21 protein-coding genes and 1 pseudogene are annotated in these 19,852 nt (G+C 74.1%); 11 read left to right on the forward strand and 11 right to left on the reverse strand.

Translation table 11 applies throughout. From position 1 onward, the window contains the following. Positions 1 to 113: 113 nt before the first annotated feature. On the reverse strand, positions 114 to 1,622 hold the full coding sequence (locus tag WDV86_RS13365) for a leucyl aminopeptidase (RefSeq protein WP_339568129.1): 1,509 nt from the start codon (positions 1,620 to 1,622) through the stop codon (positions 114 to 116). A 285-nt stretch (positions 1,623 to 1,907) separates the two neighbouring features. On the opposite strand from WDV86_RS13365, the gene gcvT reads away from it, so the two are divergent. Next, positions 1,908 to 3,011: a glycine cleavage system aminomethyltransferase GcvT gene (gcvT, locus tag WDV86_RS13370; protein WP_445263085.1), complete on the forward strand. Its 1,104-nt coding sequence runs from the start codon at positions 1,908 to 1,910 to the stop codon at positions 3,009 to 3,011. A gap of 26 nt (positions 3,012 to 3,037) precedes the next feature. On the opposite strand, the gene WDV86_RS13375 is transcribed toward gcvT, so the two are convergent. After that, on the reverse strand, positions 3,038 to 3,775 hold the full coding sequence (locus WDV86_RS13375; protein WP_339568131.1) for a VIT1/CCC1 transporter family protein: 738 nt from the start codon (positions 3,773 to 3,775) through the stop codon (positions 3,038 to 3,040). 37 nt (positions 3,776 to 3,812) lie between these two features. After that, positions 3,813 to 4,598 carry an SCO2322 family protein gene (locus WDV86_RS13380; protein ID WP_339568132.1) on the reverse strand — a complete coding sequence of 262 codons (786 nt, stop codon included), beginning with the start codon at positions 4,596 to 4,598 and terminating at the stop codon, positions 3,813 to 3,815. Between the two features lie 81 nt (positions 4,599 to 4,679). Here WDV86_RS13380 and WDV86_RS13385 point away from each other — a divergent pair, with 81 nt between their 5' ends. Next, positions 4,680 to 5,384 (forward strand): class I SAM-dependent methyltransferase, encoded by a 705-nt coding sequence (locus WDV86_RS13385; protein WP_339568133.1) that lies wholly within the window; start codon positions 4,680 to 4,682, stop codon positions 5,382 to 5,384. On the opposite strand, the gene WDV86_RS13390 is transcribed toward WDV86_RS13385, so the two are convergent. The 3 genes from WDV86_RS13390 to WDV86_RS13400 are packed head-to-tail and all read right to left on the reverse strand — an operon-like array spanning position 5,336 to position 7,116. After that, positions 5,336 to 6,130 carry a nitroreductase family protein gene (locus WDV86_RS13390; RefSeq protein WP_339568134.1) on the reverse strand — a complete coding sequence of 265 codons (795 nt, stop codon included), beginning with the start codon at positions 6,128 to 6,130 and terminating at the stop codon, positions 5,336 to 5,338. The genes WDV86_RS13385 and WDV86_RS13390 overlap by 49 nt on opposite strands. Positions 6,131 to 6,133: 3 nt before the next feature. Continuing rightward, positions 6,134 to 6,541 (reverse strand): hypothetical protein, encoded by a 408-nt coding sequence (locus tag WDV86_RS13395; RefSeq protein WP_339568135.1) that lies wholly within the window; start codon positions 6,539 to 6,541, stop codon positions 6,134 to 6,136. Positions 6,542 to 6,543: 2 nt separating this feature from the next. Continuing rightward, a complete protein-coding gene (locus tag WDV86_RS13400; RefSeq protein WP_339568136.1) occupies positions 6,544 to 7,116 on the reverse strand; it encodes a DUF3043 domain-containing protein in 573 nt (190 codons plus the stop codon). Positions 7,117 to 7,269: 153 nt separating this feature from the next. On the opposite strand from WDV86_RS13400, the gene WDV86_RS13405 reads away from it, so the two are divergent. From WDV86_RS13405 to WDV86_RS13440, 8 genes are all read left to right on the forward strand, one after another. Further along, positions 7,270 to 8,634 (forward strand): M20/M25/M40 family metallo-hydrolase, encoded by a 1,365-nt coding sequence (locus WDV86_RS13405; RefSeq protein ID WP_445263086.1) that lies wholly within the window; start codon positions 7,270 to 7,272, stop codon positions 8,632 to 8,634. A gap of 262 nt (positions 8,635 to 8,896) precedes the next feature. Next, positions 8,897 to 9,280 carry a HesB/IscA family protein gene (locus tag WDV86_RS13410; RefSeq protein WP_339568138.1) on the forward strand — a complete coding sequence of 128 codons (384 nt, stop codon included), beginning with the start codon at positions 8,897 to 8,899 and terminating at the stop codon, positions 9,278 to 9,280. Between the two features lie 144 nt (positions 9,281 to 9,424). Beyond that, positions 9,425 to 10,237: a leucyl/phenylalanyl-tRNA--protein transferase gene (aat, locus tag WDV86_RS13415; RefSeq protein ID WP_339568139.1), complete on the forward strand. Its 813-nt coding sequence runs from the start codon at positions 9,425 to 9,427 to the stop codon at positions 10,235 to 10,237. Between the two features lie 70 nt (positions 10,238 to 10,307). Next, on the forward strand, positions 10,308 to 11,177 hold the full coding sequence (gene ctaC, locus WDV86_RS13420; protein ID WP_339568140.1) for an aa3-type cytochrome oxidase subunit II: 870 nt from the start codon (positions 10,308 to 10,310) through the stop codon (positions 11,175 to 11,177). Next, positions 11,174 to 12,937 carry an aa3-type cytochrome oxidase subunit I gene (gene ctaD / locus WDV86_RS13425; protein ID WP_339568141.1) on the forward strand — a complete coding sequence of 588 codons (1,764 nt, stop codon included), beginning with the start codon at positions 11,174 to 11,176 and terminating at the stop codon, positions 12,935 to 12,937. The genes ctaC and ctaD overlap by 4 nt, the downstream gene beginning before the upstream one ends. After that, positions 12,934 to 13,332: a cytochrome c oxidase subunit 4 gene (locus tag WDV86_RS13430; protein ID WP_339568142.1), complete on the forward strand. Its 399-nt coding sequence runs from the start codon at positions 12,934 to 12,936 to the stop codon at positions 13,330 to 13,332. The genes ctaD and WDV86_RS13430 overlap by 4 nt, the downstream gene beginning before the upstream one ends. 83 nt (positions 13,333 to 13,415) lie before the next feature. Next, positions 13,416 to 13,967 carry an alpha/beta hydrolase family protein gene (locus WDV86_RS13435; RefSeq protein ID WP_339568143.1) on the forward strand — a complete coding sequence of 184 codons (552 nt, stop codon included), beginning with the start codon at positions 13,416 to 13,418 and terminating at the stop codon, positions 13,965 to 13,967. A gap of 109 nt (positions 13,968 to 14,076) precedes the next feature. Next, positions 14,077 to 14,364: a hypothetical protein gene (locus tag WDV86_RS13440; RefSeq protein ID WP_339568144.1), complete on the forward strand. Its 288-nt coding sequence runs from the start codon at positions 14,077 to 14,079 to the stop codon at positions 14,362 to 14,364. 144 nt (positions 14,365 to 14,508) lie between these two features. On the opposite strand, the gene WDV86_RS13445 is transcribed toward WDV86_RS13440, so the two are convergent. The 5 genes from WDV86_RS13445 to ctaE form a co-directional block, all read right to left on the reverse strand. Continuing rightward, the gene (locus tag WDV86_RS13445) at positions 14,509 to 14,907 is read right to left on the reverse strand and encodes a VOC family protein (protein WP_339568145.1); all 399 of its coding nucleotides are present in this window, start codon (positions 14,905 to 14,907) and stop codon (positions 14,509 to 14,511) included. Between the two features lie 151 nt (positions 14,908 to 15,058). Beyond that, a complete protein-coding gene (qcrB, locus tag WDV86_RS13450) occupies positions 15,059 to 16,762 on the reverse strand; it encodes a cytochrome bc1 complex cytochrome b subunit (protein ID WP_339568146.1) in 1,704 nt (567 codons plus the stop codon). Then, positions 16,759 to 17,763 (reverse strand): cytochrome bc1 complex Rieske iron-sulfur subunit, encoded by a 1,005-nt coding sequence (gene qcrA, locus WDV86_RS13455; RefSeq protein ID WP_445263087.1) that lies wholly within the window; start codon positions 17,761 to 17,763, stop codon positions 16,759 to 16,761. The genes qcrB and qcrA overlap by 4 nt, the downstream gene beginning before the upstream one ends. Before the next feature lie 26 nt (positions 17,764 to 17,789). Next, positions 17,790 to 18,590: a cytochrome bc1 complex diheme cytochrome c subunit gene (gene qcrC / locus WDV86_RS13460; protein ID WP_339568148.1), complete on the reverse strand. Its 801-nt coding sequence runs from the start codon at positions 18,588 to 18,590 to the stop codon at positions 17,790 to 17,792. Between the two features lie 102 nt (positions 18,591 to 18,692). Further along, a complete protein-coding gene (gene ctaE, locus WDV86_RS13465; RefSeq protein ID WP_339568149.1) occupies positions 18,693 to 19,331 on the reverse strand; it encodes an aa3-type cytochrome oxidase subunit III in 639 nt (212 codons plus the stop codon). Between the two features lie 167 nt (positions 19,332 to 19,498). Here ctaE and WDV86_RS13470 point away from each other — a divergent pair. Further along, a pseudogene (locus WDV86_RS13470) lies at positions 19,499 to 19,852 on the forward strand (anthranilate phosphoribosyltransferase); the annotation flags it as partial.

Consider the following 19,852-nt stretch of genomic DNA (forward strand, 5'->3'; position numbering starts at 1 on the left):
GCGGGGCCCCTCCCCACGACTGGTCCCTCGTCGAGACTGACGAAGCACGGCTCCCCGGGAACGGGGAGCCGTGCTCCGTCAGTCTCGCCGCGTGCGGGCGTCGTCGGACGCGCTCAGCGCGCGGCGGCGTCCTCCAGCACCTGCACGAGCGTGCGGACGGCGACACCGGTGCCGCCCTTGCCCGTGTAGCCGTAGGGCTTGCCCTCGTTGAAGGCCGGCCCGGCGATGTCGAGGTGGGCCCAGGGGATGCGGGGGCTGTGCTCGCCGTCGACGCGGCCGACGAACTCGCGCAGGAAGATCCCGGCGACGAGCATGCCGCCGTAGCGCTCGCCCATGTTGGCGATGTCGGCGACCTGGCTGTCCAGGCTCGCGCGCAGCTCCTCCGGCAGCGGCATCGGCCAGAAGGCCTCGCCGGCGCGGTCGGCGGCGTCGACGACGCGGCGGCCGACCGCCTCGTCCGCGGCCATGACCGCCGAGACGCGGTTGCCGAGCGCGACCATCTGCGCGCCGGTCAGGGTGGCGACGTCGACGATGAGGTCCGGCCCCGTCTCGCTGGCGGCCACGAGGCCGTCGGCGAGCACGAGGCGACCCTCGGCGTCGGTGTTGAGGACCTCGACGGTGCGCCCGCCGTAGGTGCTGATGACGTCGGACGGCCGCATGGCCGTGCCCGAGGGCATGTTCTCGGCCAGGCACAGCCATGCCGTCACCTCGACGGGCAGCTTGAGCCGGGCCGCGGCGACGACGGCCTGGAAGACCGCGGCCGCCCCGCCCATGTCGATCTTCATCGTCTCCATGGCGGCGGCGGGCTTGATGGACAGGCCGCCGGAGTCGAAGGTGATGCCCTTGCCGACGAGCGCCACCTTCGCGGCCGCACCGCGCGGGGACCACGTGACGCTGACCAGTCGCGGCCCCCGCGAGGAGCCCTTGCCGACGCCCGTGAGGCCGCCGTAGCCGCCCTTGGCGAGGGCGGCGTCGTCGAGGACCTTGACCTTGAGCCCGTGCTCCTTGCCCGCGGCGACGGCGAGGTCGGCGAAGGACTCGGGGTAGAGGTCCGCGGGCGGGGTGTTGACGAGGTCTCGCGCGGTGGCGACCGCCTCGGCGACGACCGTGGCACGCTCGACCCCCGCCTTCAGCGCCTTGTCGCGCGGGGAGGAGGTGAGCAGGACGAGCTCGGCGACGGGCGCCTTCTGCGCCGCGGCGCTGCGCTCCTTGTACGTGGCGTAGCCGTAGGCGCCGAGCAGGGCGCCCTCGACGGCGGCGACGCCGTCCTCGACCGAGGCGGCGGGCAGCGCGAGGGCGACCGTCGACAGGCCCGCGCAGGCCCGGGTCGCGGCGCCGGCGGCGCGGCGCAGCGTCTCGTGCCCCGGCTGGTCGCCGTCCAGCGCGCCGACGCCGGTGAGGACGAGCACGCCGGCGCTCGCGCCGCCGGCCGAGGCCACCTTGACGACCTCGTCGGCCGCGCCGCTCACCCCGAGCGAGGTCAGCGACCCGGTCAGCCACCGCAGGGGGCGGGGGAGGTCGGCGAGGAGGCGAGGGCCGTCGTCGCCCGTGGCGACGGCGAGGACGACGGCGTCCGCCGAGACGGCCGCCACGTCCTTGTTCTGCAGGGTCACGGAGGTCATCCGCGCAGGCTACCGACGGGGTGCGAGGTCGCGAGGTCGCGCCGGGCGGGCGGCGTGAGGGCGTGTCGTCCTCGAGCCGCCCCGGGAGCGCGCCCGAGAGGCCCCGGCGGCCGCGTCGCTAGGGTCGCCCCCGTGAGCAGCGGACCGGTGCCCCGGACGAGCGACGAGACGGGCGCCGACCCGCGCGCCGCTGACGACGCCCTGGACCGGGCGGCCGAGGTCGCCGAGGCGCAGGAGGACCAGGTGGCCGAGGAGGCCGCCGACGACCTCGCGCCCTCGCCCTCGGTGCAGGACGGGCCCCAGCACGGGCCTCTGCACGAGCACCACGTCGCCTCCGGCGCGCGGATGGCCGACTTCGGCGGCTGGTCGATGCCGCTGGAGCACGCCGGCGGCGGCGTCGTCGCCGAGCACCGCGCCGTCCGGGAGGCGGTGGGCCTCTTCGACGTCAGCCACCTCGGCACGGTGCGGGTGCGCGGCGCTGGCGCCGCGGCCTTCGTCAACTCCTGCCTCACGAACGACCTCGGCCGCATCGCCCCCGGCAAGGCGCAGTACACGCTGTGCTGCACGCAGGGCGGCGGCGTCGTCGACGACATGCTCGCCTACCTCGTCTCCGACGACGAGGTCCTCACCATCCCCAACGCGGCCAACGCCGGCCGGGTCGCCGGCATGCTCGCCGACGCCGCGCCCGCGGGCGTGGAGGTCCTCGACGAGCACCGCGAGCACGCCGTCCTCGCCGTCCAGGGCCCCGAGGCCGACGGCGTCCTACATGCCCTGGGCCTGCCGGTCGGCGCGGACGCCATGAGCTGGGTCGAGGCGTCCTGGCGCGGGCGGCCGGTGCTCGTGTGCCGCACCGGGTACACCGGCGAGCAGGGCTACGAGCTGCTGCCGCGCTGGGAGGACGCCGAGGACCTGTGGGACGCCGCGCTGGAGCAGGTCCGCGCCCGGGACGGGCGCGCCTGCGGCCTCGGCGCCCGCGACACGCTGCGCACCGAGATGGGCTACGCCCTGCACGGCCACGAGCTCTCGACCGACGTCACCCCCGTGCAGGCACGTCTCGGCTGGGCCGTCGGCTGGGACAAGCCCACCTTCTGGGGCCGCGAGGCGCTCCTCGCCGAGCGCGAGGCCGGCCCCGCCCGGCGGGCGTGGGGGCTGCTGGCGCAGGGGCGCGGCGTCCTGCGGGCCGACCTGCCCGTGCTGTCGGCCGACGGGGAGCCGCTGGGGACGACGACGTCGGGCACCTTCTCCCCGACGCTCGGGGTCGGTGTGGGGCTGGCGCTGCTGGACGCCTCGGTCGCCCGCGACGACGTCGTCGCGGTCGCCGTGCGCAGCCGCAGCATCGCCTGCCGCGTCGTCCGCCCGCCCTTCGTGCCTGACCGCACGCGCGGCTGAGGCCTCCGCCTCAGGGCGGACCCGGGCTACCCGAGCGCGCCGCCCACGAGCGAGCCGACGACGTAGGTCAGGCCCATCGCCAGCGCCCCGCCCGCGAGCAGGCGCAGCACGGCCGGCCGCAGCGGGGAGCGCCCCAGCCGTGCGCTGAGCGCCCCCGTCAGCGCCAGGGCCAGGAGGACCGCGACGACCGTCACCGGTACCCGGGCCGACGCCGGCGGCAGCACGACTGCGAGCAGGGGCAGCAGCGCGCCGCTCGTGAAGGCCAGGGCGGAGGAGCCCGCGGCCTGCCACGGCCGGCTGAGCTGGTCGGGGTCCAGGCCCAGCTCGACGTCGACGTGCGCGGCGAAGGCGTCGTGCTCGGTGAGCTCCTCCGCGACCTGCCGGGCGGTCGCGGGGCGCAGGCCCTTCGCCTCGTAGAGGGCCGCCAGCTCGGCGAGCTCCTCCTGCGGCATCGTCTCCAGCTCGCGGCGCTCCTTCGCGAGCAGGGTGCGCTCGCTGTCGCGCTGGGTGCTCACCGAGACGTACTCGCCCAGCGCCATCGAGACGGCCCCCGCCACCAGCCCGGCGAGCCCGGCGGCGAGCAGGGCGCCGCTGTCGGTCGTCGCCCCCGCGACGCCGACGACGAGGCCGGCCGTGGAGACGATGCCGTCGTTGGCGCCCAGCACACCGGCGCGCAGCCAGCCCAGCCGGCCGTCGCCGCGGTCGTGCGGCTCGCCCGCGTGGAGGGCGGCCCGGGGGGCGCTGGCGGCGGGTTCCTCGTCCATGGCGTCCATCGTGCCCGCCGGCCCCGACGGTGCGGGCTCAGCCTCGGGCGGCGCGGCGCCGGCGCAGCAGCAGCGAGCCGCCCGCGGCGACGACGGCCGAGACCGCCAGCGCGCCCGCGACGGCGACGCCCAGCCCCACCGGACCGGCGGCGACGCCGGCCTCCGGAGCCGGGGCAGGGGCGGCCTGCGGCGCCGGCGCGCCGATCGCGACGTCGACGGGCCCCTCGCCCGCGCGCGCGGCGTCGGGCAGGTCGACGGCGGGCTGGCACGTCGTCGCGGGGTAGCCGTCGAGGCCGCAGAGCACGCCCGCCTCGGCCCGCAGGGTGGCGACGTCGTCGAGCACCACCTCGGCCGAGGAACCCTCCGGCACCTGGGCGCACGCGGCGCGCGGAGCGGGCGGCTCGACCTCCTCGCCCGGCGGGGCGTCGACGAGCCGGCCGTAGTCGAGGACCACGCCGACCCGGACCTCACCCTCGACCGGCTCCGTCGCCTCGCAGATCTCCTCGAAGGTCGGCTGGGCCCGCGGCGGCCGGGCGCGCGCGTCGGTGCCGACGGTGGCGAAGCGCCAGCCCTCGACGCCGCCGTCCTGCGCCGGGCGGGCGCTCGGCCCGACCGGCGCGAACACCCACGCGCCGTCCTCGACGAGGAAGGAGCCCCAGTACGCGTACGCCTGGGGCGTGGCGGCCGGGGGCTTGGTGGCGGCCGGCGAGTCGTCCGTCGCGGCGGTCGCGGGCCCGGCGAGGAGGACGCCGAGCGCCAGGGCCGCCGCCAGCGCGCCGAGCCGGTGGCGCAGGCGGTGCGCGCTCCGGTCGCTGGTCCTCACGTTCTCCTCCTCGGCTGTCGTGCGTGCGGGGGTCACGGTAGGAGGGAGCCCGCGGCAGCACGGCACTGGCACGATCCGCGGGTGGTCGACGACGCGCTGCGCTCCCGGGCCAGGCCGGTGCCCGTGCCCGGCGTGCCCGAGGTGGTGCTGCCGACGGCCGACGACGTCATGGCGCTGTGGCTGGACACCGAGGCCAGCGCCGGCTCGCCGCAGCCCCCGCCGTTCTGGGGCTTCCCGTGGGCGGGCGGCCAGGTGCTGGCCCGGCACGTCCTCGACCACCCCGACCTCGTCGCCGGTGCCCGCGTCGTCGACGTCGGCTGCGGCTCCGGGCTGCTCGCCGTCGCCGCGGCGCTCGCGGGCGCGCAGGCGGTGCTCGCGCTCGACGTCGACCCGCTGGCCGTCGCCGCCGCCCGCTGGTCGGCGGACCTCAACGACGTCGCCGTCGAGGTCCGCCGCACCGACGTCCTCACCGAGCCCGGCGCGGTCGCCGGCGCCGACGTCGTCCTCGTCGGGGACCTCTTCTACGAGCGGGCGACGGCGCAGGCGCTGCTGCCGCTGCTGCAGGAGCAGGCGGCCCGCGGCGCGCTCGTGCTCGTCGGCGACCCCGGGCGCGCGCACCTGCCCGCCGCGGCCTTCGTCGAGGTCGCGCGCCACGACGTCCCCGTCGTCGCGACGCTGGAGGAGCGCGACGTCCGCTCGACCGCCGTCCTGCGGCTGCGCGCGGGCGGGGGCGAGGCTCAGCCCAGCGGCTCGTCGTCCATCGGCGTCGCGCAGGTGCCCCGGTAGACGTACTGGGACAGGCGCTTGCGCTGCCGGCTGGACCAGTCGATGGTCGGGCGCCGTGCCTCCTGCGGCACGTACCCGAGGCGGTAGACGGCCATGAGCTCGAGGTCGTCGGGCACCTGGAGCATCCGGCCGAGCTGCGCCCAGGCCTGCGGCACCTCCATGGGGAAGGAGATGAACTGGATGCCCATGCCGAGCTCGACCGTCGTCAGCCAGACGTTCTCCATGGCCGCGCCCATGCCGAAAGTCGAGTAGAAGCCCGACAGCTCACCGGGGCGGTACTCGGTCTTGTCCAGGAGCACGGCCAGCAGCAGCGGCGAGCCGGCCACGAGCGCCCGGTTCTGCTGGGCCAGCGTGCGCGGCACCTTCAGCCGGTTCATGACCGACTGCCCGGCACCCGTGAAGACGGCCCTCGTGAACGGCCGCAGCGCCGCCGGCAGCTGGTCGACGTGCATGCCGTCACGGCGGCGCTCCATCTCCTCGGCCGAGAAGCGGAAGTACGGCTTGTACCGCTCGAAGAAGGTGCCGTTCGAGAGCATCGTCTCCATCGAGGACGCCGAGAGGTCGGCGACCGCGTCGATGGTCGAGCGCTCCTCGACGAGGACGAAGCGCCAGGGCTGGCTGTTGAAGTGCGACGGCGCCGCGCCCGCGACCGTGACGAGCAGGCGCTGGTGCTCGGGGGAGACGGGGTCGGGCAGGAAGTGCCCGTTCGTCGTCCGCCGGTTGCGGATGGCGTCGATGAGCTCCACGGGTCAGGCCTTCCTGGGGGGTGCGGTCGGTGGCTCGGCCGGCGTCGGGCGGGCCGCCCGCAGCGCCCCGGCGTAGCTCGGCGCCATCGCCGCGGCGAGCAGGACGTGGCCGCGGGAGGGGGCGTGGACGCGCGGGAGCACCGCGAGGGGGACCAGCGCGGGGGCGAGCGCGAGCCCGGCCCGCGTCGACGTCAGGACCCCGCCCGCCACCGCCCCGAGCGCGCCGGCCACCACGGCGCCGTACAGGGCGTGGTGCACCCAGTGCGCGCGCGAGGTGTCCACGAGGCGCAGCCCGACCGCGGTCCCCAGGGCGCAGTTCGCCAGGTACAGCCCGGTCGCGGCGCCGACGGAGGCCCGGGCGGCGCGGGCGGCTGCCGTGGGCGCCGGGAGCTCGTGCGCCCTCCGCGGCACGCTCAGCCGATCTTCTGGCCGTGCACGACCTTCGGCTTGGGCAGCCGGCTGCGCCGGATCTGCAGCGAGCGCATGACCCCGTACCGCACGGCCCCGACCGGGACCTCGCCGAAGCGCTCCTGCAGCCGCCTCCTGAGGGTCCGGCTCAGCACGAAGCTGTCGATCACGACGGACAGGACGAGGAACCACATGCCGAAGACGCCGAAGAGCGCGATGTCGGCCGGCAGGAAGGTGAAGACGACGAGGACGAGCGCGGCGAAGAGCAGGTACTCCCCGACGTTGCGGCGGGTGTCGACGACGTCGCGCACGAACCGCTTCACGGGGCCCTTGTCGCGCGGCGGCAGGTAGCGCTCGTCACCGGTCTCCATCGCGACGCGCGTCTTCGAGCGCTCCGCCCTCAGCCGCTCGCGCGACGCCTTGGCCGCGGCCTTGCGGTCGGTGACGACGAGCGGCCGCCTGCGCAGCGCCTCGGCCTCGTGCCGCCTCGGCGTCGGACGGCCCTTGCCGGCGGTGCGGACCTCCTCCTCCGGTGCGGTCTCCACCAGCGGCTGCGAGGTCTTCCGTCGTCCGAGCACGGGGGCAGTCTAGGCGGGGGCCTGGTGCGCCCTCCTGGCGCCGACGCGTCGGTAGCGTCGCCCGACGTGACCTCCACGAGCGCCCCGACCTCCGGCGACCCGACCTCCAGCGCCCCGACCGTCGGGCCCGACGTCCCCGCGGCGGCCCAGGCCCTGCGCGAGCGGGTCCGCGGGCTGCTGCCCGCCGCGCGGGCGGACCTGGAGGCGCTCGTGCGCATCCCGTCCGTCTCGGCCTCGAGCACGCCGGAGGCCCGGGCCGCGGTGGCCCGGAGCGCCGAGGTGGTCGCCGGCCTGCTGCGCGACGCGGGGATGCCCGAGGTCGAGGTGCTCACCGCGCGCTGCCCCGACGGCAGCCCCGGTGCCCCCGCCGTGCTGGCCCGCCGCCCGGCCCCGGCCGGCGCGCCGACGGTCCTGCTCTACGCCCACCACGACGTCCAGCCCGCCGGGCGCCCCGAGCGGTGGAGCAGCCCGCCGTTCGAGCCCACCGAGCGCGACGGCCGCCTCTTCGGCCGCGGCACCGCGGACGACACGGCCGGCGTCCTCGCCCACGTGACCGCGCTGCGGGCGCTGCTGCCGACGTGGGGACCGGCCGACGGGGTGGGGGTGCTCGTCCTCGTCGAGGGGGAGGAGGAGTCCGGCTCGCCGTCGCTGCCCGACCTGCTGGCCACCCACGCGGACCGGCTGGCCGCCGACGTCGTCGTCGTGGCCGACAGCGACAACTGGTCGGTCGACGTCCCCTCCCTCACCACCAGCCTGCGCGGGCTGCTGGAGCTGCGGGTCACGGTCGCGACGCTCGACCACCCGCTGCACTCGGGCATCTACGGCGGCGCCGTGCCCGACGCGACCATGGCGCTGACCGTGCTGCTCGCCCGGCTGTGGGACGACGCCGGCGACCTCGCCGTCGAGGGACTCGTCCGGACGGAGGCCGAGGACCTGCCACGCACCGAGGAGGAGCTGCGCCGCGACGCCGGGGTGCTGCCCGGCGTCGGGCTCGTCGGGCGTGGCTCGCTGCTGTCGCGGACGTGGACCCGGCCGTCGGCGACCGTCGTCGCCACCGACGCGACGCCGCTGGCCGAGGCGAGCAACACCCTCGCCGCGTCGGCCACCGCGCTGGTCTCGGTGCGGCTGGCGCCCGGGCAGGACGTCGACGCCGCCGAGGAGGCCGTGCGCGCCCACCTGGCCGAGACCGTCCCGTTCGGCGCGCACCTGTCCGTCACCCGCACCGGCTCGGGGCGCCCCTTCGCCGGCGACGCCCCTGGCCCCGCGCGCGACGCGGCCGACTGGGCGCTGTCGCTCGCCTGGGACGGCGCCGCGCCGGCGCACCAGGGGATGGGCGGCTCGATCCCCGTCGTCGCCGAGCTGCTCGACGTCATGCCGGAGGCCGCCGTGCTCGTCACGGGCGTCGAGGACCCTGACACCCGGGCCCACGGCGTGGACGAGTCCCTGTCGCTCCTCGTCCTCGAGCGGGCCTGCGTCGCGCACACGCTGCTGCTCGCGCGGCTGGCGGGGGAGGTCTAGGGCGCTGCGGGCCCGGGCGCCCGCGTCCCCGGTCGGGTCACCGGGTCGGACCGGGGACGCTGCCGCCCGACCGGCAGCGGTCGTAGGCTGGCGGCACCGGAACACCTCGGCGGCCGACGCGGTTCACGTCCTCGACAGGTCGCGGCGGGCCACGGCAGCACCGCCGGACCGGCACGAGCAGCGCACCGGCACGCAGAGCACCACCGCAGCCACACCTCTCCAGACCACCGGCGCCCATGGCGCCCGCAGTGCGGAGGCACACATGAGCACGCAGACCTCGGAGCCCACCACGGACGCCACCGCCCCGGCGGAGGCCAAGACCCACGGCGTCGACCTGAGCGCCCCGGCCGTGGAGAAGGTGCGGGCCCTGCTGGAGCAGACCGACCGCGACGACCTGCGCCTGCGGGTGGCCGTGCAGCCCGGCGGCTGCTCGGGACTGATCTACCAGCTGTACTTCGACGAGCGGACCCTGGACGGCGACGCGCTGCGCGACTTCGACGGCGTCGAGGTCGTCGTGGACAAGATGAGCGTCCCCTACCTCGAGGGCGCGACGATCGACTTCGCCGACACGATCGAGAAGCAGGGCTTCACCATCGACAACCCCAACGCGGGCAGCTCCTGCGCCTGCGGCGACTCCTTCAGCTGACCGGGCGCGGGGTGCTTGCGCCGCTGACGGCGGAGCAGCCGTGACGACCCGACGGGCCGTCGTCCTCCTCGCGGAGGGCGGCGGCCCGCGGTGCGTCCCGACCCCTGCCGGGCCCGGGAGCCCGGGCGACGCGGGGGGTGGAGGGTGAGCAGCTCGACCTGGGCCGGCTCCTTCGCCGCAGCGCTGGCGCGCGCCGCGCCGGGGGAGGACCTCGTCGCCGTCGGCGGCGACCTCGACCCGGAGACCCTGCTAGAGGCCTACCGGCTGGGCCTGTTCCCCATGGGCGTCGGCGGCGGGGGTGCCCCGCCGACGGGCTGGTGGTCGCCCGACCCGCGTGGGGTGCTCCCGCTCGACGGGCTGCGCATCACGCGCTCCCTCAGGCGCTCGTGCCGCACCTTCTCGACCACGGTCGGGCAGGCCTTCGCCGAGGTCGTCGACGCGTGCGCCGACCCGGACCGCCCCGGCCGGTGGATCACCCCGGAGGTCCGAGACGCCTACGTGGCCCTGCACGAGCGCGGGCGGGCCACGAGCGTCGAGGTCCGGGACGGCGACGGCCTCCTCGTCGGGGGGCTGTACGGCGTCGTGCTGGGCGGGCTCTTCGCCGGCGAGTCGATGTTCCACACCGTCCGCGACGCCTCGAAGGTGGCGCTGCTCGCGCTCGTGGAGCACCTGCGCGACGACGGCGCGGACGGTGCCGGGCGGCTCCTGGACGTGCAGTGGAGCACCGACCACCTCGCCTCGCTCGGCGTCGTCGAGGTCCCCCGCGCGCAGTACCTGGCGCGGCTGCGGCGGGCGCTGCCGCTGCCGGACCCACCCGCGTTGCGGCGCAGGCCGGGTCACGGCCCGGTCACGCCAGGCCACCACCCGGTCACGGCGGGCGGGCCCGGCCGGGCGGTCCAGGGGCCGGCGGCGCGTCCCGCACGCACCACCCTCACCCGGCAGGGGGGCGGGGGGTAGCCTCGCGCTCGTCAACACCCGCTGGCTCGGGCGCGCGGTCCTCCGCCGCGACCGACGGACCGGAAGGCTCATGGTGCGCCCGACCGCCACGAACCGCCCTCGCCGCAGGGCCGCGCCGCTGCTCGCGGGGACGGCTGCGATGACGCTGCTCCTCGCGGGCTGCTCCTCGCAGGCCGTCTCCACCGGCTGGCTGCCGAGCACGGCCGACGTCACCGACCGCACCGGGCGGACCATCGCCCTCTGGAACGGCTCGTGGATCGCCGCGCTGGTCGTCGGGCTTCTCGTGTGGGGGCTCATCCTGTGGGTCGTCGTGGCCTACCGCCGCAAGCCCGACGACGTCGGCCTGCCGGCCCAGCTGCGCTACAACGTCCCGCTGGAGATCCTGTACACCATCGTCCCGCTGATGATGGTGGGCGTCCTGTTCTACTTCACCGCGCGGGACCAGATCGCCATCGAGGCGCTCTCGGACGACCCGGACCTCGAGGTCAACGTCGTCGGCAAGCAGTGGGCCTGGGACTTCAACTACGTCACCGACGACGTGTACGAGACCTCGACCCAGGTCGACATCGACGACGACGGCAACCCGCTCACCGAGATCCCCGTGCTCTACCTGCCGGTCGACCAGACGGTCCAGATCCGGCTCACCTCCCGCGACGTCATCCACTCCTTCTGGGTCACCGGGTTCCTCTACAAGAAGGACATGATCCCCGGGCGGGAGAACCTGATGGAGGTCACGCCCACCCAGGAGGGCGTCTTCGAGGGCAAGTGCGCCGAGCTCTGCGGCCAGTACCACTCCGAGATGCTGTTCCGGGTCGCCGTCGTCAGCGAGGCCGAGTACGACCAGCAGATGCAGGCGCTGCGCGACGCGGGCCAGACCGGCCAGCTCTCCAGCGACCTCGACAAGACCGGCTCCAGCGGCATCCGGGAGGGTGAGCAGTGACCACCTACTACGAGGCCGCCGGCGCGGGGGAGACCGCCGCCGCCGCCCGTCAGGCCGCGGGGCGGGTCTCCCAGCGGTCGCTCGGCCGGGCCGTCGTCAGCTGGATCACCTCGACCGACCACAAGGTCATCGGGTACATGTACCTGGCGACCTCGTTCTTCTGGTTCCTGGTGGCCGGCGTCATGGCGCTGATCATCCGCGCCGAGCTCTTCGAGCCCGGCATCCAGATCGTGCAGAACAAGGAGCAGTACAACCAGCTCTTCACGATGCACGGCACGATCATGCTGCTGATGTTCGCGACGCCGCTGTTCATCGGCTTCGGCAACATCATCGTGCCGCTGCAGATCGGCGCCCCCGACGTCGCCTTCCCGCGGCTCAACATGTTCTCGTACTGGCTCTTCCTGTTCGGCGGCTTCATGGTCTTCATGGGCTTCTTCGTGCCGGGCGGGGCCGCCTCGTTCGGGTGGTTCGCCTACGCCCCGCTGTCCGGGCCCGTGTACTCACCGGGGGTCGGGGGGGACCTGTGGGTCTTCGGCCTTGCGCTGCAGGGCTTCGGGACCATCCTCGGCGGCGTCAACTTCATCACCACGATCATCTGCATGCGCGCCCCCGGCATGACGATGTTCCGGATGCCGCTCTTCGTCTGGAACATCCTGCTGACGGCCGTCCTCGTCATCATGGCGTTCCCGCCGCTGGCGGCCGCGCTGCTCGCCCTGGGTGCGGACCGCCGGCTCGGCGCGCAGGTCTTCGAGGCCGAGAACGGCGGGGCCATCCTCTGGCAGCACCTGTTCTGGTTCTTCGGCCACCCCGAGGTGTACATCATCGCGCTGCCGTTCTTCGGCATCGTCACCGAGATCTTCCCCGTCTTCAGCCGGAAGCCGCTGTTCGGCTACAAGGGGCTCGTGTTCGCCACGATCGCCATCGCCGGCCTGTCCGTGACGGTGTGGGCCCACCACATGTACGTCACCGGCGCGGTGCTGCTGCCCTTCTTCGCGCTGATGACCATGTTCATCGCGGTGCCGACCGGGGTGAAGTTCTTCAACTGGATCGGCACCATGTGGCGGGGGTCGTTGACCTTCGAGACGCCGATGCTGTGGGCCATCGGCTTCCTCGTCACCTTCCTCTTCGGCGGTCTCACCGGCATCATCCTGGCCAGCCCGCCGCTGACCTTCCACACCTCCGACAGCTACTTCGTCGTCGCGCACTTCCACTACGTCGTCTTCGGCACGGTCGTCTTCGCGATGTTCGCAGGCTTCTACTTCTGGTGGCCAAAGTTCACCGGGACGATGCTCGACGAGAAGCTTGGCAAGTGGCACTTCTGGGCGCTGTTCGTCGGCTTCCACGGGACCTTCCTCATCCAGCACTGGCTGGGGGTCATCGGGATGCCGCGCCGCTACGCCGACTACCTGGCGAGCGACGGGTTCACCGGCATGAACCAGGTGTCGACCATCTTCTCCTTCCTGCTGGGCGCGTCGATGCTGCCCTTCGCCTGGAACGTCTACAAGACGTGGCGGACGGCTCCTCGGGTCGTCGTCGACGACCCGTGGGGCTACGGCCGCTCGCTGGAGTGGGCGACCTCCTGCCCGCCCCCGCGGCACAACTTCACCGCCATCCCCCGCATCCGCTCGGAGTCGCCGGCCTTCGACCTCCACCACCCCGAGGTGGCGGCGGCGACGGCGTCGACCCCTGACCGGAACACCCTGGACCGGCTGTACGGCGAGGCGGACCTGGCCGGCGAGCGGAAGGGCCGCGACCAGTGAAGATCGAGACCAACCTCTTCTTCAGCGGGATCTACGTCTTCCTGCCGATCGGTGCGATCTACGCCTTCTTCAGCGGGGGCGAGGCCGTCGGGACGACGGGCCTCTTCCTCACGGGAGGCCTCGCGGCGATGGTGGGTGGCTACCTGTGGCTCACGGCGCGGCGGATCGACGCCCGTCCTGAGGACGACCCCCAGGCGCACATCGACGAGGCGGCCGGGGAGCAGGGCTTCTTCAGCCCGTGGTCGTGGTGGCCGCTGCCGGTGGCCTTCTCGGCGTTCATCTTCTTCTTCGGTCTCGCCGTGGCCTGGTGGGTCACCTACATCGGCGCGGCCATGGCCGTGATCTCCCTCGTGGGCCTGCTGTACGAGCACTACCGAGGACGCTTCGCCCACTGACCGTCGTCCGTACCGTCCAGACCCCGGAGGGGTCGGCCCGCGTCCTCGTCCGTGCGGCGCCGGGAGCAGCCGTCGGTCGTCTGGTGCTTGGTCACGGCGCCGGGGGAGCGGCTGGGGCGCAGACCTCGGACCTCCTGGCCGTGGCCGGCGTCGCAGGCAGGTGCGGCTGGGCCGTGGCCCTCGTCGACCAGCCGTGGGTCGTCGCCGGGCGCCGCGTGGCCGTAGCGCCGCCTCGGCTCGACGTCGCCTGGCTCGCGGTCGTCGAGCACCTGCGCCACCACGCCGAAGCCTTCGCCGACGGCGTGCCGCTCGTCCTCGGCGGCCGCAGCGCCGGTGCCCGCGTGGCCTGCCGGACGGCCAGTCAGCTGGGCGCTGACGGCGTCCTCTGCCTTGCCTTCCCGCTCGTCACCCCGCGAGGCGTGAGTCGGGCCGACGAGCTGCCGACGTCCTCGCCCACGCTCGTGGCCCAGGGGGAGCGCGATCGCTTCGCCGACCCGGACGCCGTCCGCCGAGCAGCGAGCCCGGACGTCGAGGTCGTGGCTCTGCGCACGGACCACTCCTTGCGCCAGGACCACGACGTCCTGACCCAGGCCGTCGGGTCGTGGCTCGACCGCCTCGCGCAGCGGCGGCCGTGAGCCAGGTCGAGACCGCCCCCGCGCGGCCCGGACGAGGACGTCGCGGCCGCCGACGTCCTCGTGGGGCAGTCCCACGACGTCGTGCTCGTCCCCGGGTTGCGTCGCCGTCGTGGTCGCCCGAGGCCCGGCCGTCGCAGACCTGCCGCGGCGAGCCTGGCTGCTCGCGGCACTGGCTGGCCAGGACTTCCCCCTCGCCGTGCCGGTGGCGCCGGCTGTCGGCCGACGTGCGTGCCGAGGCCGGACGCAGGTCCGCGCGGCGCTCGCGCTGCCGCCTGTCCCGTCGGCGCTCGTCCAGGGAGACCTCACGGGCAGCAACGTCCTCTGGCGTGCCGACGGGGCCCTGTCCGGAGTGCTGGACCGGGACCTGGGCAGTGCCTTCGACGTCGCCTGCCGCTAGTTCGGCTGGGACGCTGCGCTGCAGCAGGGCGAGCCCGAGGACGTCGTCGAGACGTGCCTGCGGCCGACGGGCTGCGACGTGGCGCGTCGCCCTGGGTGGTGAGGAGACTCCGGCCGCTCACGAGGACGTCCCCTCCCGTAGGTCTCAGCCGTCCGCGACCAGCTCGACCTCCAGGCCCTCCGCGCACTCCAGGTAGGCGGCGTAGTGCCCGGTGCCACCGGCGAAGGGATAGGCGTGGGGGAAGAGCAGCGTCCAGCCGTGCGCCGGTGCGTCGGCCGTCAGCACGTCGACGTCGTCGCACGTCCCCGCCCAGAAGGCGACGTGGTTCATGCCGCTGCGACGGCGCTCCGCCCGGCCTCGCTCGTGGTCGCGTCCTGACTCCAGGACGACGTAGGCGCTCCCCAGCCGCCAGCTCGCGCCGCTGGCCCAGGTCGACTCCCGCTCGTACCCCAGACGCGTCAGGAGCCATGACCATGGGCCGTCGTCCGTTCTCGCTGCGCCGACCCACAGCTCGAGGTGGTGCAGCTGCCCTCGCGCCGCCATGGGCGTCATCGTCGCAGGCCGAGACCGACCGCTGGAGCCCAGCCGCCGGGGCCCAGTCGCTGGAAGCAGGGCAGCCGGAGCGGGGCGGCACACGACGGCGCCCCGTCCCCCGGCGGGGGGAACGGGGCGCCGACGACGTGGTCGAGGGAGGTCAGGGCCCGGAGGTGAGCTCCCGACGCTCGGCCTCCTCGCCCGTGGGCTGCTCGATGGCCTCGTGCTCGTGGCCGTGGTGCTGGGCCGCTTCCAGCTCCCGCGGGGTGACGGGCTCGACGCGGTCCTCGAAGAAGAAGTTCGACAGGGACGCCCGCAGCCGCTCGTGCGCCTTGGGCTTGCTGCCGTCCTCGCGGACCTTCGGGGGCAGGGCCAACGGCTTGTAGGCCTCGTGCTGCACGAGCACCCACCGCTCGGAGTCCGACAGCGGCTCGTGCACCTCGAAGTACTCGCCGTCGGCCGTGCGGACGACACGGCCCGTCTCGTGGCCGTGCAGCGCCAGCTCGCGGTCCTTGCGCTGCAGCGCGAGGCAGATGCGCTTGGTGACCACGAAGGCGACCGGCGGCAGCACGAAGAACATGAAGCGCAGCATCCACGTGAGGTCGTTGATCGACAGGCCGAAGGCGATCGCCATGAGGTCGTTGCCGGCGGCGGCCCACATGATGCAGTACGACACGATCGCCATGACACCGATGCCGGTGCGGACCGGGGCGTTGCGGGGGCGGTCCAGCAGGTGGTGCTCACGCTTGTCGCCGGTGACCCACTGCTCGAGGAAGGGGTAGGCGATGAGCGCCATCACCATGATCCCCGGCAGGACGAGCGAGGGCAGGAAGATGTTCAGCGACAAGGTGTAGCCCGCGATGACGAACTCCGGGTGACCCGGCATCAGGCGGAGCAGGCCGTCGACGAAGCCGATGTACCAGTCGGGCTGGGTCCCCGCCGAGACCGGCGAGGGGTCGTACGGCCCGTACACCCACAGCGCGTTGATCGAGACGACCGAGGCCAGCAGCACGATGAAGCCGAGGACGATGAAGAAGAACCCGCCCGCCTTGGCCGCGTAGACCGGCAGCAGCGGGAAGCCGACGACGTTGTCGTTGGTCCGCCCGGGGCCGGGGTACTGCGTGTGCTTGTGCGCCACGACCAGCGCCAGGTGCAGCGCGATGATCGCGAGGATGATCCCCGGCAGCACGAACACGTGGAGGATGTAGAGCCGCGGGATGATCACCTCGCCGGGGAACAGGCCCCCGAAGAGGAAGAAGACGATGTAGGTGCCCACCACCGGGATGGCCAGCACCACGCCCTCGATGATGCGCAGGCCGTTGCCGGAGAGCAGGTCGTCGGGCAGCGAGTAGCCCGTGAAGCCCTCGGCGAGGGCGAGCACCGCGAGCAGGACGCCGAGCACCCAGTTGAGCTCGCGCGGCTTGCGGAACGCACCGGTGAAGAAGACCCGGAGCATGTGGACGACGATGGCCGCGACGAAGATGAGAGCCGACCAGTGGTGCACCTGCCGCATGAGCAGGCCGCCGCGGATGTCGAACGACAGGTTGAGGGTCGTCGCGTAGGCCTCGGACATCGTCACGCCGTACAGCGGCGCGTAGGACCCGTCGTACTCGACGAGGGTCATGCTCGGCACGTACCACAGGGTGAGGAAGGTGCCCGAGATGAGCAGGATGACGAAGCTGTAGAGCGCGACCTCGCCCAGCATGAAGGACCAGTGGTCGGGGAAGACCTTGCGGGCGAAGCCCTTGACCAGTCGTGCTGCGCCGATGCGCTCGTCGAAGTAGTCAGCAGCCCCGGCGGACAGGCGGGCGGTGCGGCTGGTGGACGCGGTGGTGGCAGCAGGGCTGCCCGCGGTGGTGCTCATCCGCGCTCACGCTCCCAGTAGCTGGCTCCGGTGGGTTCGAGGAAGTCGCTCTGCGCCACAAGGTACCCCTCGTCGTCCACCGCGATGGGCAGCTGGGGGAGGGCGCGCTTGGCCGGTCCGAAGATGACCTTGCAGTGCTGCGTCAGGTCGAAGGTGGACTGGTGGCACGGGCACAGCAGGTGGTGCGTCTGCTGCTCGTAGAGGGCCACGGGGCACCCGACGTGCGTGCAGATCTTGGAGAAGGCGTAGATGCCGTCGACGTCCCAGCCCTCGCGCTCGGGGTCGTACTGCACGACGTCTGGGTCGACCCGCATGATCAGCACGGCCGCGAGCGCCTTCTCGTCGAGGAAGTGGTCGCTCTCGTAGAGGTTCTCGGGGATGACGTGGAAGACGGAGCCGAGGGTCACGTCCGAGGCCAGGATCGGCTCGGCCGAGGGGTCCAGGGCCAGGCGCACGCCGGCCTCCCACATCGAGACGGCGAGGGAGTCCCCCGGCAGCGGCCCGAGGTCGCGCAGCAGCACGACCGCCGGCAGGGGTGCGAGGGCGGCCGCGCCGACGAGCCCGCCGAGGATGAACGGGCGACGACCCAGGCCGGACTCCTGACCGCCCTGGGTCATGATGCCGGCGGCCTCCTCGCGCTCCTCCTCGGTGCCGCGCTGGGGATGACGCTCGTCGATCATCTCGGTGTCGGGCATGAGCGTCTTGGCCAGGTGGACGGCCGCGACGCCGATGAAGAAGATGCCGCACCCGAGGCCCAGCCCGAGGGACAGGTTGCTCAGCTGCAGCGTCGCGAAGGACCCGTCGAGGGGGATGGCGAAGTAGGCCACGACCGCCACGACCGAGCCGATCGCCGAGATCGCGAGCATCGCCAGCACCTGGCGCTCGGCGCGCTTGGCGGCCTTGGGGTCGACGTCGGCGTTGCGGTGGCGGTGGGCGGGCAGGCCCGGGTTGGCGAAGCGGACCGGCGTGCGCCCGGCGTCCGGCTCGTCGGCCGGCGTCATGCCCGAGTTGGGCCTCTGGACGTCGCTCACGAGGACTTCGCCCCCAGCCACACCGCGCAGCCGATGAGCAGCGTCATGACCCCCACCCACAGGAACAGGCCCTCGGTCACCGGGCCGATGTTCCCGAGCGACCAGCCGCCGGGGGAGGGGGCCGTGTTGACCTCGTGCAGGTAGCTGATGATCTGCTGCTTCTCGGCGGGCGAGATGTTGTCGTCGTTGAAGACGGGCATGGACTGCGGGCCCGTCTGCATGGCCTCGTAGATGTGCCGGTTGCTGACGTCGTCCAGCGGCGGGGCGTACTTGCCCTGCGTGAGGGCACCGCCCGCCCCGACGACGTTGTGGCACATGGCGCAGTTGATGCGGAAGAGCTCGGCGCCCAGGGCGATGTCGCGCTCGCCCTCCAGCGGCTCGAGGTACTGCTCGTCGGGGATGGCCGGGCCGGGGGCGAGGGAGGCGACGTAGGCGGACAGGTCCGCCGTGTCCTGGTCGCTGAAGACGACCGGCTTCTGCGGGGCCTGCGGCGCCTGCTGCGCCAGGGGCATCCGGCCGGTGGCGACCTGGAAGTCGACGGCGGCGGCGCCCACGCCGATGAGGCTCGGGCCGGCGGTGCCGCCCTGCGCCTGCAGCCCGTGGCACGTCGCGCAGTTGGCGAGGAAGAGCTCCTGGCCGCGGTCGACGTCGCCGACCGCGCCCTCGACGACGGGGGCGGACGCGTCGGCCTGGCCGGGCGCCAGGGCGGTGTAGGCGGCGCCGGTGAGCACGAGCGCCAGCATCAGCAGCAGCGCCGTCGCGGCCGGTGAGCGCCGGCGGGCGGTGAGTCGTCTCACGTCCTGGTGTTCCTCACGCTCGGGGTGCGGTGCCGGGCCGCTCGCGCGGCCCCGCGGGGGGTGGTGGTCGTGCGGCGCGGCCGCACGAGCTCGGGAGGGCGGCTACCTGATGAGGTAGATGACGGCGAAGAGGCCGACCCAGACGACGTCGACGAAGTGCCAGTAGTAGGAGGTCACCACGGCGCTCGTCGCCTCGTGGTGGCCGAAGCGGTAGGAGGCGAAGGCGCGCCCGATCACGACGAGGAAGGCGACGAGCCCGCCGATGACGTGCAGGCCGTGGAAGCCGGTGGCGAGGAAGAAGACCGAGCCGTAGGCCGAGCTGGCGATGGTCAGGCCCTCGCTGACCAGGACCGCGTACTCCCAGACCTGGCCCGCGACGAAGATCGACCCCATGACGAAGGTGACGACGAACCACTCGACCATGCCCCAGCGCCGGACGTCGAGACGGCCGCCGGTGCGGTAGGGCTGGAACCGCTCGGCGGCGAAGACGCCCAGCTGGCAGGTGAAGGAGCTGGACACGAGGATCCCCGTGTTGATGCTCGCGAACTGCAGGTCGAGCAACGGGGTGCCCTCGACCCAGAGGTCGGGGGCCGCGGCGCGGATCGTGAAGTACATGGCGAAGAGGCCGGCGAAGAACATCAGCTCGCTGGAGAGCCACACGATCGTGCCGACCGAGGTCATGTTCGGCCGGTTCACGCTCCCGTGGCCCACACCCGCGGGGACTGCCGTCTCAGAGGTCACGGGCACGAGTATGGCCGACGACCTCCCGGCTGGTGAGGGGGGTGCGCGCGTGTCTCCGCCCACACCCGGATCGTTACGCTCGCCCGGCTCGCGCGGAGGCCCCCGGCGGCGCGCCACCGCGCCGTCCGTGCAGGTCACGCCCCTGGTTGTCGCCCCGAGGAGGACCCGTGGACGCCCCTGCCCCGTCCTGGCGGGACCTCACCGCCCGCGCCCTCGAGGGTCTGGACCTGGCCCCGGAGGAGACCTCCTGGGCGATGGCGCAGGTGATGGCCGGGCAGGCGCCCGCCGTGCCGCTGGCCGGGCTCCTCGTCGCCCTGCGGGCCAAGGGGGAGTCGGTCGGGGAGCTCACGGGGCTCTCCGACGCGATGCTCGCCGCCGCCGTGCCGCTGCAGGTCCCGGGGCGGTGCCTCGACGTCGTCGGCACGGGCGGCGACCTCGCCAGCACGGTGAACCTCTCGACCATGGCGGCGGTCGTGGCCGCCGGGGCGGGGGAGCGGGTCGTCAAGCACGGCAACCGGGCG

It is taken from the genome of Pseudokineococcus sp. 1T1Z-3 (genome assembly GCF_037482365.1).
In the GTDB taxonomy this organism is placed as follows: Bacteria; Actinomycetota; Actinomycetes; order Actinomycetales; family Quadrisphaeraceae; genus Pseudokineococcus.

Excerpts from the sequence above, each read along its gene's own strand:
- WDV86_RS13365 (WP_339568129.1), bottom strand. The coding sequence starts at position 1,622 with ATGACCTCCGTGACCCTGCAGAACAAGGACGTGGCGGCCGTCTCGGCG.
- WDV86_RS13375 (WP_339568131.1), bottom strand. The coding sequence starts at position 3,775 with ATGGACGAGGAACCCGCCGCCAGCGCCCCCCGGGCCGCCCTCCACGCG.
- WDV86_RS13410 (WP_339568138.1), top strand. The coding sequence starts at position 8,897 with ATGAGCACGCAGACCTCGGAGCCCACCACGGACGCCACCGCCCCGGCG.
- ctaC (WP_339568140.1), top strand. The coding sequence starts at position 10,308 with ATGGTGCGCCCGACCGCCACGAACCGCCCTCGCCGCAGGGCCGCGCCG.
- WDV86_RS13445 (WP_339568145.1), bottom strand. The coding sequence starts at position 14,907 with ATGGCGGCGCGAGGGCAGCTGCACCACCTCGAGCTGTGGGTCGGCGCA.
- qcrB (WP_339568146.1), bottom strand. The coding sequence starts at position 16,762 with ATGAGCACCACCGCGGGCAGCCCTGCTGCCACCACCGCGTCCACCAGC.
- qcrA (WP_445263087.1), bottom strand. The coding sequence starts at position 17,763 with ATGACGCCGGCCGACGAGCCGGACGCCGGGCGCACGCCGGTCCGCTTC.